The organism is Microbulbifer sp. ABH2_005 (genome assembly GCF_056160005.1).
The window spans coordinates 563,675-581,193 of the sequence record NZ_JBSWWI010000001.1 but is presented as its reverse complement, the minus strand read 5'-3'; the positions used below and the strand labels follow the sequence as shown (position 1 = coordinate 581,193).

The window sequence follows — 17,519 nt, the reverse complement described above, 5'->3', positions numbered from 1 at the left end:
GTTTTCATGGCCAAGAAAAAGAAAGCGCAAACATCCAATACCATCGCCCTCAACAAGAAGGCCCGTCACGACTACTTCATCGAGGAGAAGTTTGAGGCGGGCGTTGAGATGCAGGGCTGGGAAGTGAAAAGCTGTCGTGAGGGCAAAGCCCAGCTCACCGACAGCTATGTCATTTTCAAAAATGGCGAAGCCTGGCTGCTGGGTTCCAATATCCAGCCGCTCGCCAGCGCCTCCACGCACTATGTGACCGAGCCCGACCGCACCCGCCGCCTGCTGCTCACCAAGCGTGAGCTGTCCAAGCTGATCGCCGCCGTGGAGCAAAAAGGCCACACCGTGGTTGCCACCGCGCTGTATTGGAAAGGGCATCTGGTTAAGTGCGAAATCTGCCTGGCCAAGGGTAAGGCCATGCACGATAAACGGGAAACCGAGAAGAAACGTGACTGGAACCGCGAGAAGCAGCGCCTGATGCGCGCCACGCACAAGTAGTGCACAAAAACCATTAGAAGAATAATTACGGGATTTAGTATGAGTGCACCCCGAGGACAATTCAGCTCGAATATTGGCTTTTTGATGGCCGCCGCCGGGTCCGCCGTAGGCCTCGGCAACATTTGGGGCTTCCCCACTAAAGCCGCCAGCAACGGCGGCGCCGCCTTTGTCGTGGCCTATCTGTTTTTGGCCTTCGCCCTCGCCTACCCGGCGTTGATGGCCGAACTTACCATTGGCCGCTACGCACGGCGCAATATGGTACAGGCACTGCGCGCCATCTCCATTGGCCCTGTCAGCCGCTTCTTCGGCAGCCTTACCGGCTTTGTCGGCATCTTGGTAGCCTCCCTGATTCTGAGCTTTTACGCCATTGTGGCCGGCTGGATGGTGGCTCACCTGGCCGAGCCTTTCGCCGCCCTGTTTGGCGCTCAGGAAGCCGTCCAATGGCTCACTGAAAACAGTACCCAACGCAATCTGATCTTTACCGCAATTTTCAGTGGTCTCACCATGCTGATTATTGCCAGTGGTGTGGAGAAGGGCATCGAGCGCTGGTCCACCCTGTTGATGCCCTCGCTGATTATCCTGCTGCTGCTTTTGATCGCCTATGTACTCACCCAGCCCGGCGCCTTTACCGGCCTGGAGGTGTACTTGATGCCAGACTTCAGTCACTTCACCCCGAAGCTGCTGATCTCTGCCATGGGCCAGGCCTTCTTCTCCCTTTCCCTGGGTGTTGGCACCATGCTGATCTACGGCTCTTACCTGAGCCAGCAGGAGAGCCTGCCGCGCCTCGGCGCTCTGGTGACCCTGATCGACGTAGGCATCGCCTTCACCGCCGGCCTGCTGATCCTGCCCGCCATGTATGTGGCCCAGGAAGCCGGCACCCAGATCTTCGCTGCCGACGGCGCCCTGATCGCAGGGCCCAACCTGATCCTGCAGGTACTACCAGCCCTATTCGATACCATGGGTGAAGCCGGTGTGTTCGTCGCCATTGCCTTCTTTGCCCTGATGGTGATCGCCTCCCTCACCTCCTCTATCTCTATGTTGGAAGTACCGGTGGCTTTCTCTATCGAGAACCTGGGCATCCCCCGCCGTATTGCCACTCCGGTGGTGGGCCTGGTGATCTTTGCCATCAGCAGCACCATCATTTACAACTTCGACAGCCTGTTTGGACTGGCAGTCAGCATCAGTACCGAATACGGTCAGCCTCTACTCGGTATTGCCCTGTGTATTTTTGCCGGCTGGATCTGGCGCCGTGACCAGCTGCTGAGCGAACTGAAGAAAGGCCACGAAGGCATTGAACACACCCTGTTCTGGAAAATCTGGCCCTGGTATGTGCGCATCGTATGCCCACTGCTGATCCTGGTAGCCTTCGCCCAATCGATACTGTAAGGCCTTTTCTTACAGTCCCGGCGGCCACCGCTGCCGGGACTCCCCACTCGCCCCCCTGCCCCCTCATCAAAGCTCCCAAAAAATCCCTGGCGCATAAAAATTTATTGCAATGCCCAAGTTTGAGGTATACTTAGATGACACACGAAAGTGTTTCTTATCGGGGATGACTTGGATTCGACGCCGGTGACGAAACCTTGGGTGCATGCCGTGATGGCAGCGAATCACGTAAATCCAAAGCTGTATTTTATTAGTTGCCAACGACGACAACTACGGTGCCCAACTCGCTGCGTAAGCAGCTTGTGAAGCACTAACTAAGGGTTCGTCCCTTAGCAGTCTTCAGCAAGGTTCCAGTATCGCGCTGTAGACTGTTATACAGAACTGGATCGCCGCAAGCCATGTCCGTGGGCAAGCGGTTAAACAACTTACGGGATCGCCCTATACGTCCTGACCGCCGGGCTGTAATGGGTTAAATCAATTGACGGAGCTAAGCATGTAGAGCCTCTGGCAGAGTGCTGACGGACGCGGGTTCGACTCCCGCCATCTCCACCAAATCGCTGTCTCAGACAGCCCACAAAAGCCCCGCAAACCTAGTGTTTCTGGGGCTTTTGCTTATCTGGACCATCCTACGAGCAGGTTTGCGCCACTGCCCCCATCAAATTGCCGGAAGGCAAGTAGGTACGCGGGATTGACCCGGCGCACTCACCGCCACCAGGAAAAAGCACCTGGTAGCAATTACAGACCCTGCTGAAGTTGGGCGCCTACTAACTGCCATAGATGAATACCAGGGCACCCCAGTAGTAAGAGCAGCCCTAAAACTACCCCCTCTCCTATTCTGCCGCCCTGGAGAATTGCGAAAACTTGAGCGGACGGATATCAGTTGAGATGCCAAGCACATAGAACTGCCCATCGAAAAAATGAAAATGGGCCAGCTGCACATTATCCCTCTTGCTGAACAAGCTCTAGCCTTACGGCAAGAACTGGAGCCGCTAACAGGCCATGGCAAATATATTTTCCCATCAGCTCGATGGCCAGAGCCGTCCACTGTCTGATACCGGTGTGAGGACTGCGCTCAGGTCACTGGGCTATGACAGCGAAACCATGACCGTCCGCGACTTCCGTGCAATGGCCCGTACTCTATTCGACCACGACACTCGGCAGATTTGATTTAGAATTCGCGTATTCATCAAGGAAAAAAATGAATGTGGCACATGCATCTCAAATCAGAGAGGTAGAACACATTCTTCAATGGATATACGAGGATAAAAGGATATGTCTATCAACGAACATGCAACCAAGATACAGGTGAGTCGACTGGTTAACACCGCGCTGGTAGCGATTAAGAATAAAGATCCAAGATTTGATCAGACTCTGGTTCACACCTTGGATCAACTCAACTTAATTAGCCGCAACCTAAATACCGCCAAGCATAACGTACAGCACTTTGGTGGAATAATGGCGAGCGGCGCTCATGGACAAAACGCCTACCGAGCCAATCAATCCATGAACTCGAAACTTAGGACACTCTCATCACTTGAAGCCTTCCTCGCAGAAGAATGGAAAAAGCTTGGTAAAGCAGTTGACGCATATAGGAAACAGCTACCATGGGATGGCAAAACCGAATTGGAACTCCTGGACATGCTTGCGGGAGAAATCGAGTCGTTCGATAAATTACTTCAGAAAAACGTCATCCAGATTTCAAAGCACCAGTCCAATCCACATCAAACAATGACCATTCAAAGAGAAGTCACCCAATTAAAGGCAATGCCCGCTCATACAGCACCAAGTATGCTTGTCTTAATTACCATCGGCCTTCGGTTATTTGCGATGTACGTCGGCTCTAAAAAGTGACTAGCAATAGATAGTCTCGATTTCTCTTTTAGCAGCACGCTAGGCGCTGGACGTTTTTCACCCGACAGGCTCAATGCCTGTCGGAGCCTTCAAAATAAGTGGGGGCAGATCAATACTGTGTTAGGAATACCCACATTTATGGTTAAGCCATACGCGGGCGGCCCAGTAGCTTTTTCGTCACCCGCCGGGCAAACTGTTTCTCGATAGATTGGACCAAACAGGATTTGTATCGCCCCCACCACAGAATTCCCGAGCACCGATACTCCCGATTGAAGTAACGCACATAAAAGGCGTAACGGGACACCCACAGAAGCTAAAGCATTCTACGCCACACACTTGCAAATCTCATCACCCTATACAGAACTCTGATTATATATACAGTAAAGACGCAGGTGTGACTAAACCAAGATCAAGCCTGATCGATCCATGCACAACGCCCTACTATCACTGCGTTTCCCGTTGTGTACGCCGCACTTTTTTGTGTGGACGCGACGAGCGTATCGGCCAGGGCTTTGAGCATCGTCGGCAGTGGATAGAAAATCGTATTCTGGAACTCGTGGAAATATTCGCCTTGGACGTTTGTGCCTATGCAGTAATGAGCAATTACTACCATATTGTGCTGTTTATACACCAGCAACAGGCGTATGACTGGGATCTAAAAGAAGTGGTGTCTCGTTAACATCGATTATGTAAACATTCCACCAAAAATTGGACAACCAAACATCAATGCAAAATATTGGCAGGCCATTCGATGCTTAGCATTAAAAGGATTTACACAGGGCAAGCATGCTGAAGGCGTAGCGGCAAAATCCGTAACCGGAATTGGAACCCCGAAACTACAAGACGACCCGAAGCCGCCTACCCCTGTATGCGGTTTTTTTGTGCCCTGAGACCTCACCTATTCTCACCTTTTTTATGGTGGGTTGTTTGGAGGGCCTTTTGCCTGCCGTTCCCTTGTAGCGGTAGTTCCAACCCATCCAGCCCGCCGCCCATTTGAGATTGGAACCTCCCGAGCAGCTGCTCACTTATACAAGGAGCCCAAGCCATGGAAACCCAAGCCCCAGCTGTATCTACCCCTCAAGCCGATAACTTTCTTGGCCGTTCAATCGATATCGCAAACCTCAGCCTGGAATCGCTAAACAAGCTGCGCACCCTCTTCCAGAGCATCAGCCAGATATCCGAGGACAAAACCACCAGCCAAGAGCTGGCAGTTATTGGGGCTCACCTTGCCGATGAATGGGCAAACCTAATCGACTGTGAGCGGGAAGACCTGGAGCGCGTGGAGAGAAAGCAGTAAGTACGGGAGTACATAGGTCCAAAATATTAAGCAATTTTAGATCAAATCGGGAGCCGGTAGAGTGAACAAGAATGTAGAAAAGTTGGTCCACCTCAACGAGGTAACTACATTTATATACAGCTAAGTATGACTTAATAAGAGTGGCAATTAGGGGTTGTTAAAACGATCGTACAAAAAATTTCAATTTGCCGGCACTTTCATGTGACTAATATCTCAATTTAATGATAGATTTTTAATGTATCAAAAATATTCGTCGATTAGAATAATGCTTAGCAAGTACTCAAAGGATTTATTCCAAATGCTAGAGCGTCTGTTTGCTTCCCGCCGACACCCCTATATACCACATCGCAATGAACGGGAGAAGATTTCCATTGATCTCTCAGGAAACCGCGTGGAATTTTTTCTCCCTCCTCACACTTGTCACGATAGCTTTGCAGAATTCAAATTGAACTATCCTGAAAAAATCAATATTTTTGACGATAGTGATTATAATGATGATAGTGATTGCGAAGACATGGAGCGTGAAGGTGTTGCCAGGCAGGGCTTAATGGAACGAAGCTGGGAAATTATTGGACCTATCTGGCGCAGCCGCCCCATTGGAACTATTGATTTTAAACTAATCTTAAATCGTCACGACACCCTACCCTACAGTATGAGCTGCTTAAACCCTAAGCACTTTGAACAGGTTGTTATGCGCTGTCTATATTACTGGGGCCCTGGCAACCCTAACGATCATGTACAAAAAGCTCCTGTTAATTGGAAACTCTATAAATTAGGTGAGACTACAGCAATCTTTCTTGAGAGGCATCGCCTTAACCCTCCAGAAGTTCTAAAAAAAAAACCCCATCATGAAACCTACTTTACCAGTAGTTTCTTTATTCCCCTGGATAGAGCCCACTATCTAACGCTCAATTTTAGGTATCTAGGCTATGCCCCAGTTAAACACTGCTTAGTTGCTATGAATAGTATTCGCGATGCAGTTTGTAATAGCGTTAGCTTACAGCTTGGTATAGACACAAAAAAACAACTTGCTGAAGTACAACGACACCGACCCAACGACAAAGCTAGTACTAAACGTGAACTTGAGCCCTGGGTTTATCCAGAGTGGCACAGAGGTGGTGAGTTTGATGAAGATATAATTATTACCAAGCCCGGTAGCCCACCGCCAGCTTGGTTGGATTAATTTTTACATTAAGCAAGGACAAGCTATGAAAAACAATACACTTCGTTGGATTGCCGTTGTCAACAGCGGTGAAAGTCCTAATATTAACCGCAATGTATTCGTATCTTCACAATTGTACGACACTTGGATGACAATTAAGAATGAGTATATTGGCAACTACTATAAAACCAATTTAATAAGAGCTATCTATAGTTTAGCAACGACCCCCGGAGGTAGAAGTCTAAGTACTAAAAACTTAGAGATAGACGGAGCAAAAATTAATTACCTGATTACTCCGCAAGGTGATGTTCGCATTCACTTCCTTGCTGTCACCAGCGACAATACCTTAGATAACACAGATCAAAGCTCGGGACTTTACCGGGTGAGAATGGATAGAATAACGCAAGAATGGACAACTGACTCTAGGCGATTGCGATTGATGGATTACAATCACCGTTGGAATAATGCCCATTACGCTGCAGTTAGTGGTTCGTTTGATGATAAGGAAGAGGCAGGCCGATTACTTATTAAACATATAGTGCCTGCCTACAAAGCCGCCCTAAACCCCAAAGATCTAAATATAGGGAATAAACACTACTCTCTATTTTGGCAAAACCGTGATCATTCGACCAAATCCAATAGTAGAAAACTTGCTGCACTTATCCAACAGGCACAGGCAAATAATGCCACCATCAACTGGCTAGTACACGGCGAAGGCGCTGGCACATTTGCTCAAGCTCTACAACACCTGATTGAGCAGCCAAACGTTTCTAGATTGGTTGCTATGCAAAATACCCTGGAGAATCAAAGCGTTTTCTTTTCTAATCCCCGGGGGAAAAACACAAAAGAGGAAAAACTCAAAGAGCTATGTGAAACTGCGGGTATACGCTGGTTAGGATCAAAACATAATAGAATGGATTTAAAAAACTCCGATGCAAGACAAGCTGCGATAGATGGAGCTATGGTAGTTGGATCTAAATTTACTGTTGGCGGTGGTATAACAGGTGGCCTTCTTGCAGCTACCGGATTCGATAAAGTGGAGAAAGCGATAGCCTCTGTACACAAAACTGTTGATCTTCTTTCACCAAACTTAGCAGCGAACATAGCAATTATTAGTGGATTTGGTCTTTTGGGCTATATAGTGGGGAAGGACGCCAAAAAGCACACCAGCTCCTATATCCGAAATGTGTTCGGTGTTAAAGAAAACACCTGGGGCAATGGACATAAACACTGGGCTGGATAAATTTTCTTGTCTTCGGATAATAAGTTCAATTGGAAAGGGAGAGCTTAGTCGGCAAATTCGGCATCTCTCCCAACCAAGCGATTGGCCTTATCATGCTACCACCAACTAAGTGAGAAAGAACAAAACCAGATTTACAACCTGAGAAGGCTGATCACTGCTGGAGGCAATTGCGGGGCTGCTAAAGGAACTCCCATCGGCAAAAAATAGAGAACTGTATATTATAATAGATAACAGGGGTTCAGCTTGAGTATGCTCGCAGAACTAAGGTATTGGTAAGCGTAATAAACGCGGAAATTGAGCGATATTCCAAGTTAATGAATATATGTTTCCCCCGGATAGAATTAGGCCAAATTATTAGTTATAGCTGAGTGTGAACGAGATAGAACATATAAAGACAAAAATCAGACATCCACAAGTAATTAGTATCTGCGAGCGCTTCCATAAAACCATTTTACAAGAATTCCACTAACCTTCATTGTATCGCAAGATCTATAGATGAGCCTCAAGGGAATCTGGTCAAATGGCTCACATAGCACAATAATAATCGCCTCAATCAGTGCAAAAAAAATCTGGAAGGAAAAGCTCGTAAACTGAACCTGACCTATCAGAGCACTTTCTGAAAAGCCGGTAACTGTCAAATCAAGTCTGAATTATTACACCTTAGAGACCTAGCCCCTGCTCAGTGAAGCGTGGAGCCATTACAACAAAGAAGTCTAATCGAAATGGCAGTAAAGCCTCTCAACTAAGCCCTAATATAAAATTGAGCTGTGTAAATAGAGGTGCCGGGGAAGCCCTGTCACTTTACTCTCCAATGCTCCAACCTTGTAGCATCAGCTAGGCAACCGCTCCTGTACTCTCTGTTGAGAAATCTGATATTTCGCTTAGCGTGAACCCTCCTATTCTTTTCGCCACCAAACGCTTCGGCAACATAGTATTTAGCAAGTTGATTTATGTTAATCTGACCATCAAGTTTTCCTCGGTATATACTTAAAGTCAATTTCAGAGAATAGTGAATGTTGTTCAGACAGCCCTATCATTTTACTCATTGCATTTTAGCTTAAACTGAAGACTCGACACGATGCTACCTGGCCTGTTACGAAAGATGACGGCTTGCCCTCAAGCATTGCTTTTAATGAGATAAAGTTAAAAGATGTTCCGATATTCAGTACGAAAGAATTTTATATCTGTATCTATTGTACCAATAATTTTAAAAGCGTTGTTGAGTCTGTAAAGCTTTATGGGCTGTTGTTTAGTCCCAGCTAACACCCGACTAGAGCTACCCCTCCTCGCTTTAGCATAGACAGCTTATCTGCTTTGACGCTGGGCCCTGAGAATGCCTGAGGTACATCAGCGGCCGCCCCCAACTCCCATCCCTTTTATGGGCTCAAAAACAACCTCCATGCAATGAGGTTCTTTCCTGACTTACCATTACAACAAAGTTAACTAGTCCACCCTGAAAAGCCGCTAAGATTATTGATAACAAGGATGTGCGGCTTAGCCATTTCGACCATTTTCGCTCTTTTAAGTCAAACTCCCGGTCGAAATGTTCATGGATGATTATGCTCACGGATACCGATCTGCAACAACAAAACAGCTTTTTTTGGCACCGACCTCCTTGATCAACTTTATTTGTCAGATTCACTGTTACTGCTCTCAAAACAAATTCTCTGGGCAGGTTTTAAGTACACTTTTGGACGCTGCTATTCTGGCAGGATCGGTCGCCACAGCTTCCTTCCTCGTCTTTCCTTTGGCCTACCAAGCCTCAAATAACTGGAAAATTTGAGTGATGGAAATGTTGTATTTGAATAGAAACTCTCCCTACCATCAAGACTTCTATGGCTTAAAATATTTCCAGAATAAAGTTTCCTGCCACCCCATAAAATGGGTGTATTTTTGCACCCGTATTGGTGAGCTCGGTATTGAAAACATTTTCTAAGTATCGATATAATTCGATACCAATCCTATTGAAGCTAAAGCCGTAAATATCGACACTACAGTACAAGATAAAATTATTTATTACTTCACCAACAGATGGTAAGCTCGCGATAAAAATTTTTAACTGCTTTAATAGAATCGCCAAACATAACAGCACCCAGTGGCACCAAACCTATACCAAGATAGAAAAGAAATACGACTTAATCTTTGCTTTATCGCCATTTCATTAGCGGCTTAAGGTCAAAAAGCAGAAAAATTTTTGCGTTCAATACACCGGCATTCTTTTGTTGACCTCGTCATGAAAATTAACTGAGGGGCTTTTAGATATCTTTCAAGATGATTTCGCACTGTGTGAGCGTGTACTGAAAAAATAGAAAAATGATAGAAAAAAAATATATAGCTTGCATAAATCACAAGTGTATTGTGTTGCCAGCGATTAGGATCATAAGCCGCATAATTATGGCAGCCAAGTCCCTTTTGTCTTTATAGCGAATGGCGGCATTAATCTAATCACTAGAAAACATTCACGATAGCAAGACCTCAGGTGAAGTGATTGACATGGGTAGCGAAGTTAGAGAGCCCAAGATTGAAGAGGCCATATGTGATCGAGGCAATCAGGAAAAGAGGGTGGCAGAAGGTAAGAAAATAATTTTACCCAAGCCTGCGTAAAAAAGAGATAATCCCTGTTAGCGAGAAAAGAAGAGGAAAAGGAAAAGTGTTTGATTCGCGTGGTAATTAAGCAGTTAGTCGAACATCTAAAATTTGACCTTCTACTGTCAAGAAACTTCTTGAAAGGCACCAAAGAGATGCGATCAACCTTTTCATGCCCGCATACACCTGGAAAGTAAGAAAATGAATATTAAGGTACTGGATGCTTTTTATTTCGCCCTAAAAAGGCACTTTCACCAATTTTTTTAGCCCTCTAAGCCACACATGCTAACAATATGGCTCTTTTGCACACACCTAAAAGCTGAAGTTTGCAAGAATTATCTCATAAGCCCACGCTGCCCGGTAGTGGAGGTGGGTATTTGTTTTTTGTCAGGGTCGACTACTTAAATAGGAGGTTTACTATGCGTGTAAAACCGATTCTGCAGTATCTGACAGCGACCGCCTTGGTTACATTACTGCAACCCGCGGCAGCAGACCCAGGGGAACAAGCTTCAGGGTCTCGTTCTCTGCAGTTGAGCGTGTCCCGCGAAGACGCATCTCAGTCCGAGCGCAACAGGCAAGCCTGGCCGGAGGTGATCAGATATCGTCCGGATGAAGAAGTGCGTATTATTATTGAACTACACGGGCCCTCTGCTGCGGAGCAGGCTGGCTTGCGTGCATCCGGCGCTATCGGTACACGGCGGGATATGCACGCTTTCGTCGCCCGACAGCAGGAGTTGAGCCTGCGCCAACGGCAAATGGTCGCCAAACTTCAACAGCGCAAACTAATCGCGAGCCACAGCCACCGCTTTACTCGTGCAGTCAACGCCATCAGCGCAACCGCCAGAGTGGATCAGCTGCCCGCTATCGCCGCCATGCCGGAGGTGCGCGCGGTAACCCGGGACCGGCAGGTGCGCGCTTTTCAGGCCGGCAGTCCACAGCAGGTACGCGCACCCGAGGTGTGGGCAATGCGCGATGCGCAGGACAGGGCCATCAAAGGACAAGGGACCAGCATCGCCATTATCGATTCCGGTATCGATTACACCCACGAAGACCTGGGCGGCTGCTTGGGCAGCGGCTGCCGCGTGGTCGGTGGCTACGATTTCGTGAACGATGATAGTGACCCCATGGACGACCACTTCCACGGCACCATGGTGGCTGGCGTGGCCGCGGCGGTAGCGCCCGCTGCCAAGCTCTACGCCTACAAGGCGCTGAACAGCTATGGCTTTGGCAGCGAGAGCGACATCATCGCCGCCATCGAGTCCGCGTTGGACCCGGACGGAAATCCGCAAACGGACGATGCGGTGGACGTGATTAATTTGAGCCTGGGCAGTGAGGGTGGAAACAACTCGGTTCTATCGGTCGCCGCCAACAATGCCATGCGCGCCGGTGTCGTAGTGGTCGCCGCCGCCGGCAATGACGGCCCCTCTCTCAATTCCATTGGCAGTCCCGGTTCCGCGGAGGAAATAGTCACCGTGGGCGCGGTGGATGGGGCGGGCCACCTGGCAGACTTCAGTTCCCGGGGCATGTTCGGTACCAGCCTGGACCTGAGCAGCAACAGCGTCAAGCCGGAGATAGTCGCGCCTGGTGTGGCTGTCTCTAGTGCCAACCTGGGCGGCGGCCTCCGCACTGAATCCGGCACTTCTTTTGCCGCGCCCCATGTGGCAGGCGCCGCGGCACTACTGCGCCAGTTACACCCGGAACTGACCAGCACCGAGATCAAGGCGCTGCTGGTCAACCGGGCAGCGCAAGTAGACGGCAAACTCGCTGAGGTAGGCAACGGGCAGCTAGATGCCTTCGCGGCTGCGAGCGCTCGTTTTCTAGTCAGCCCGCCAACTCTCTATGCGGGTCACTTCGGACAGGGCGCTCACAGTCAGAGAACCCTGCAGGTGACGGTTAAAAACCTGAGCGCTCCTGCCGAATTCACAGTTGCGAACGGGGGTAATTTCCCCGCCGGCGCCGACTTGGATCTTTCCGCCGACCAATTCGATTTGGAAGCGGGTGCGAGCAAAGCCGAGCTCGTTGAACTGAATGTCGATCACGGTCAGGTGCCCTACCACGAACCGCTGGAAGTCGCCTACGATTCAACGCTTGAATATTTCTCCGGCGATGAGCGGGTGCGCCTGCCTGTGGCCTTCCACCGCGCGGAGGTGCTGGCCATGCGTGAATCCGAGGCGCCGAGGGAATTCTGGTCCTATTCAGCATTTCTATTCAATGAGAGCTGGTCTGCCTGGGAGCAGCTCTCCAATTTCGAAAGTACTGAGCCTGTCCTACACATGGCAGTGCGTGACGAACCTATCAATATTCTGTTCAGTACGGATGTCTCTGCTGATGGAGAGCATTATGACGTCTGGCACGCGTTCGAGAATCGACGTACGTCCGATGGTGAATTGGTGGTGCCTGCAAGAGTTCGGGGGGCTGGTATTCCCCCTCTGCAAACAGAAAGCGGCGAGGCGCTCCTATTTATGGATCAGGCACTTGAGCTGACCCATCCCGAAATGCCCGGGTCGGGCTTGAGCCTGAATTACAGTGGGGATGTACCGATGAGAACCCTACGCAATCTATCTGACAACTTCCATGTTAACTATATGGGCCTGGCGGAAGAAGGGAGCGCGCACCCGCAGGACCGCAAGCTGTATACGGTTAAGCACGGACAACAGGGCATGTCCGAAGATCTGCACTTCGATCTCAGAAACCCCGGCAGCGTGCAGTTGCTGATCGGCAACCCGCTCTGGAATCAGGAGGGCTATGCCGTAGGTTATGGGCTCCCTAGGTATAAGGTCATTACAAACTGGTGGACTATACCGAGCGAGTTAACCCACAAATCATCACTAGTCACCCTGCACGGAAATGAGGAGAGTATCTCAGCTTGGCCCACATTTTTGAATTTGCATGTACCCCTAGGGGAAGATTGGGCCACGGAGACCCATAGCAACGATATTTCCATTGGCCGTACTGCCTACCGCAAGCTACGGCGTAGCAATGAGGACTTTACTACCCCCGAAGTAATACTTGAACGGTCCAGTGGAATCATGGTCATGGGCCAGGGGCCCAGATATTTTACCGGGGGTCTGCGCAACGACGGCGGTAATCACCGCTTGCTCCCCAGCAATAATGGCAACATTTCTTCGAGCTGGATAATGGACAGCTGGGGCAACGGCTACAGACCGGAGTCCAGATACCGTGCCTTGTGCCTGCCCGATGCTAGTGAGTTGAGCAGCGACGACTTTATTCCAGAGTACTTGTTCTTCGCCGACAGCGAGTGCACCTCGGTGCAGATGGATGTCGAGTACACAACGACTCTCGGTGAAGATGAATATACCTCCAGTGCCCGGGTGCAACTCAACAATCTGGACGGTGCTACCGCGCCGCGCATCGCCATGCTGGAACTCCTGGACGACGGCGTGATTTCGCACTATGCGCGCCGCAACGCCAAACTGTATTTGTCGCTCGAAAGCCAGTTGCCACTCGACTCTGTGACCACCGAGCTGGCGCTGGACGGGGGTGACTGGTTGCCGCTGGAAACCGCACCAGAAGAAGGTCGCTACCTTACCCTGCTGCCCGAAGTGTCGGAATCCGCCGTTGCCGACCTGCGCATTGTCGCCACAGACAGTGCCGGCAACAGTATGCAAAACACGATTCGCGGCGCCTTCGTGCTGGGCTTGAATGCGGCAACGGTAGTGGATACCGATAATGATGGCGCTGTAGACAGCGAAGATGCCCAGCCCTTTAACCCCCGCTTCCAGCAGGCATCGAGTTCAGGTGTGAAGTTCAATTCGGGTACTGCAGATGATCGCGAGGCGAGTCCCGGCGAGAAGGATGTGGTAGTGCAGCTGTTTAGCCTGGAGACAGACGTGGGTTCGGAACTCAACACCCTGACCTTGCAGGCATCCGGCAATGGGGACGACGGACTGGATATCGCCCAGGCAAAACTCTATCTTGACAATAACAGCGATGGAAACCTGGATGAGGGCGACACCATACTTGCCAGCAGTGGGTTTCAAGCAGATGACGGCGAGCTGACTTTCCAACTCGACATGCCGGGACCGCTGGCGCTGGAGCCCGGTGAGAGCCATTTCATCGTCACATACGATTTTGTGCAATGAAGGAGCACAAACTAATGAACGGGAAAAACTTCATACTTAAATCTGCGGTCTCTGCTCTGCTGTTAATAGCTCTCAGTGCTTGTAGCGGCGGGGGCGGCAGTTCGGATAGTTCCAGCAGCACCGGCGGTTCCGGTAGCACCGGTGGTTCTGGCAGCACCGGCGGTTCCGGCAGCACCGGCGGTTCCGTATCCAAAACCTTCTCCAGCTGTGTTACCGCCGTGGATATTCGCCGAAAAGACAGCGGTGATTCCCTGCCGGTATCCGGATTGCCTGCTGAGGGTGGTGAAATTACGATGAGTGAATGAATTGCTTTTGGGTATAGTAAGTCAAAAGCCCTTTTTGCCATCCACAAGCAAACGCCAACTTTAGCGCTCCACTTTGGGTTCTGTCGCAAACTTTGAGACAGAACCCAACAATAATCACCCTAAGAGCCGCCCTTGGGCTTTGCACAAAAATATCTTCAGTTGCTTAGAGTTTCACAATCTTTTCCTCATAGGTGGGGCAACCCTCAGCTATTAAACTCCCTTCCCCCTTTCTAGGTAGCGGTCTTCCGCTGGTATTCCCCCCTCCTCACCGGTAGATAGAACCCCACAACCAAAGGATTATTATTTCGTCAAATTCGAGTAAAAGTCTTATCAAAGAAGGAGCTTGTCCTAGTTTTGATGTGTGGGATCAATCAACCTGGAAGAAGCAGGACCTGAAAAACAGTGGGATAATAAAATTGATAATGCCTAAAATCTGATTACGAGACCACCTTACAATATGCGGCTACTTTTATAGTCGTTGTGGTAGCTACAATAACTGACAAAAAACTGCTCAAATCACCTCCTATAAGCACTGAAGACAAATCCCAAAATCGCCTTTAGTTCGGAATAATTTTATAGGAAAAAATATTGACCCTTAAAATGGCGATGAAAGGAACGCATACGAGCTCACCGCTAAAGGTGTAGCTATTCACTACACTCAAACCCGGCAAATTAACCGACTGAAAATATTGTACTCATCAACAGTGATATTTCTTCCGCTGACAAAGAGATAAAGCTTGAAGTAGATCTTGACAGTTGTATGGAGAAGCTAATAAATATATTCATCGGCTATCCCAAAAAAGCAGGCTTTAATCAACACTGGAATGCAGAATCCAACAGGATAAACGGCGTTTAAAGTTTATTCACCATCGAGATCCAATGCCAACTATTACTGGCATTTCGTCTATCCGTTTATCTAGCGTTACTATTCTCAGCGAGTCAATAAAACTGGCCAACAGTTTCCCACCATCACTGAACTAAAATTATCAATAATTCTTCTATCTATTTTTTCTTCATAGACAGAACAGATAATAAATCTCGGCTTCTTACCAGCTCCCAACTTTGACTCCTCATAAAAACAGAAGGAAAAGTATTGAATAACCTCATCGCCGTCTACATCTTCATAAGACACAGTAAGAGAATCCCAAGAAGGCGAAGATATACCCTTAAGAAATTCTTTTTGGGCACGCACATTATGGTCCTGATAAGCAACTGTCAAACCTACAAGCTGGTTGCTGGACACTTGGAAAGACAATTTCGTATCACCAAATGTTTCTGGTAGAGAATACATAAAATCTGCTTTATCCGCTTTTAACACCTCAGGAATTCCTGCCTGCGCAAGCATAGAAAAAGAGGCTAGCAGCAATATTAAAATTCCACTTTTCATCATCCACCTTTCAGCTCTTCAGATAACACCGCCCCACCACATCAAAGACGCAAGAAATTCTAGCAAGTTAAAAATATAAAACACATCAACCAACTAAAAACCCTACAGACCAATACACCAATCATCTGCAGACACAATCCCAGACAAGCAATAAAATATAGGCGCCCAAATTATCTTATTGAATTTTATTAAGTTTTCTTCAGCGTTAAAGCTGCGTAGAATCGAGTGATATTTATCAAGACTGTGGGTAGATATTAAGCCGGCTTCTGCAAGCCAACAGCCCAAGATAAAACAAGAACACTAAGAGTTTTCTAAAAGACCTATTTCCCAAAGGAGAACGGTAGCGTGACGTAAGACTAAGTAAAAGGCGCTGACCCAAGGTGCGGCAACACCCGGGGTCAGCTAACCAAATTGATAGCATAATTATCAAAATGGCTCCATGCATGGTACGCTAGAAGCCCGCTCGCCTTCAATAAAAGGTTGCACATTCAGCAGCCTGAGGCGATTCCCCAAGCACAGGGAATCTAGCGCCCGCCTTTTCTTCTTTTACGCCTACCGTTCTCGCGCCCCTCCTCGTATTTCCGGCTGTTATTTCCCAATCTTCCCACCGAGGGAAATCCACCCCTGGTTTGAATATCAGAGGGAAAAGCATATGTTGATTTTAAAGCGACGGATTGGCGAGAACCTGAGAACTGGAGCAAATATCACAGTCACCATATTGGAAGTTAAGGGGAATCAGGTGATGGTGGGGATAAATGCCCCCAAGTCTGTGCCTGTTCACCGTGAAGAGATTTATAGACGTATCCAAAAGGAACAGAAGGTGGGTAATGGAAATCGATAAGAAGTGGAGTCTTACAGCAAGTGTGGCCCTCGATCAGTTTAAATAGCTCTGTAAGGCTGCAATCATGACTCTAGCAAAGACCAGAAACCTTCCAAAGTTTTACCCCGACTCGCAAGCACGCCGTTAAACAGCTCTCGGCCGAATGTGCAGTGTAGCCATAAAAAATTCAAATGGAACAAAGCCCGGGCAGATAGCCCTACTGTGGCTTTGGTGATTTTTTCTCTGCTAAAATTGTTTGACTTTCATGAATGCCCAGAAACTCAAAATTTTTGGCCTCAAAATTTTACTCCGACCCCATTTTTTCAGCCGATGGAGGAAGGCCCCACCCGCAACGAGGTGCTATTCATGCGCTTCAAACTGCTGGAGACTTTCGAAGATCAGGACAAAGACACGGTGATCCGGGTGATCGATGTCATTATCACCCAGCGCCAAGTGGAACATGCCATGTGGCCCCTGGAGCGATAATCATCAACGGTATCCCAACGACAAAGCCCCTACATTTGTCGGGGCTTTGGTGTTTTTTCTCGATGCAAAATTAAAGACCTGACCCCAGCACCTTGCTTTATTGGTGGGTGTTCAGAAACGGCCCCACTATTTTTCCTCCAGAAGTTTTCTACGCAAAAGCCTAGATGTGAGAGCAGGCCAATCAATCACTTGATACATCACCTGAGTTTTACACTTATACTATTCGAGGGAAGGACACACTTCAAATACTCTTCGATGCAATTCAAGACCTTCTGGCAAAAGCACATTCGGAGAGTCATAAATAACGTTTGAGACCTTCTCTCCTTTGACTTGCTCAAACTCTAAAACCGCGGCACTATCATCTGTATTGATTTCTGAAAGCTCTTCCACATAACCATTCATCTAATATG

At 48.4% G+C, this 17,519-nt stretch carries 13 protein-coding genes and 1 other RNA gene; 12 read left to right on the top strand and 2 right to left on the bottom strand.

The annotated features are described in order from the left end of the window. The first annotated feature begins 6 nt into the window (after positions 1-6). From smpB to ACXAFI_RS02415, 11 genes are all read left to right on the top strand, one after another. Positions 7-486, top strand: coding sequence for an SsrA-binding protein SmpB (gene smpB, locus ACXAFI_RS02465; protein WP_152454820.1), 480 nt, complete (start codon positions 7-9; stop codon positions 484-486). Positions 487-525: 39 nt separating this feature from the next. Further along, positions 526-1,872: a sodium-dependent transporter gene (locus ACXAFI_RS02460; protein ID WP_475107548.1), complete on the top strand. Its 1,347-nt coding sequence runs from the start codon at positions 526-528 to the stop codon at positions 1,870-1,872. Positions 1,873-2,031: 159 nt separating this feature from the next. Further along, positions 2,032-2,421: a transfer-messenger RNA gene (ssrA, locus tag ACXAFI_RS02455) on the top strand. Positions 2,422-2,868: 447 nt separating this feature from the next. Beyond that, positions 2,869-3,036 carry a hypothetical protein gene (locus tag ACXAFI_RS02450; RefSeq protein WP_475107547.1) on the top strand — a complete coding sequence of 56 codons (168 nt, stop codon included), beginning with the start codon at positions 2,869-2,871 and terminating at the stop codon, positions 3,034-3,036. Positions 3,037-3,141: 105 nt separating this feature from the next. Then, on the top strand, positions 3,142-3,720 hold the full coding sequence (locus ACXAFI_RS02445; protein WP_475107546.1) for a hypothetical protein: 579 nt from the start codon (positions 3,142-3,144) through the stop codon (positions 3,718-3,720). Between the two features lie 394 nt (positions 3,721-4,114). Further along, positions 4,115-4,399 (top strand): transposase, encoded by a 285-nt coding sequence (locus ACXAFI_RS02440; RefSeq protein ID WP_475107545.1) that lies wholly within the window; start codon positions 4,115-4,117, stop codon positions 4,397-4,399. A gap of 366 nt (positions 4,400-4,765) precedes the next feature. Next, complete coding sequence (locus ACXAFI_RS02435) at positions 4,766-5,017, top strand: hypothetical protein (protein ID WP_475107544.1); 252 nt, start codon at positions 4,766-4,768, stop codon at positions 5,015-5,017. A 298-nt stretch (positions 5,018-5,315) separates the two neighbouring features. Beyond that, complete coding sequence (locus tag ACXAFI_RS02430; RefSeq protein WP_475107543.1) at positions 5,316-6,200, top strand: hypothetical protein; 885 nt, start codon at positions 5,316-5,318, stop codon at positions 6,198-6,200. A 25-nt stretch (positions 6,201-6,225) separates the two neighbouring features. Next, positions 6,226-7,422, top strand: a complete 1,197-nt coding sequence (locus ACXAFI_RS02425) for a hypothetical protein (protein ID WP_475107542.1) — start codon at positions 6,226-6,228, stop codon at positions 7,420-7,422. Between the two features lie 3,005 nt (positions 7,423-10,427). Then, complete coding sequence (locus ACXAFI_RS02420) at positions 10,428-14,111, top strand: S8 family peptidase (protein ID WP_475107541.1); 3,684 nt, start codon at positions 10,428-10,430, stop codon at positions 14,109-14,111. Between the two features lie 14 nt (positions 14,112-14,125). Then, positions 14,126-14,416, top strand: coding sequence for a hypothetical protein (locus ACXAFI_RS02415; protein WP_475107540.1), 291 nt, complete (start codon positions 14,126-14,128; stop codon positions 14,414-14,416). A gap of 931 nt (positions 14,417-15,347) precedes the next feature. On the opposite strand, the gene ACXAFI_RS02410 is transcribed toward ACXAFI_RS02415, so the two are convergent. Continuing rightward, complete coding sequence (locus tag ACXAFI_RS02410) at positions 15,348-15,806, bottom strand: hypothetical protein (RefSeq protein ID WP_475107539.1); 459 nt, start codon at positions 15,804-15,806, stop codon at positions 15,348-15,350. A gap of 649 nt (positions 15,807-16,455) precedes the next feature. Between ACXAFI_RS02410 and csrA the strand changes: the two genes are divergently transcribed. After that, a complete protein-coding gene (gene csrA, locus ACXAFI_RS02405; protein WP_475107538.1) occupies positions 16,456-16,644 on the top strand; it encodes a carbon storage regulator CsrA in 189 nt (62 codons plus the stop codon). Positions 16,645-17,328: 684 nt separating this feature from the next. On the opposite strand, the gene ACXAFI_RS02400 is transcribed toward csrA, so the two are convergent. Beyond that, positions 17,329-17,511 (bottom strand): hypothetical protein, encoded by a 183-nt coding sequence (locus ACXAFI_RS02400; RefSeq protein ID WP_475107537.1) that lies wholly within the window; start codon positions 17,509-17,511, stop codon positions 17,329-17,331. Between the last annotated feature and the right edge of the window lie 8 nt (positions 17,512-17,519).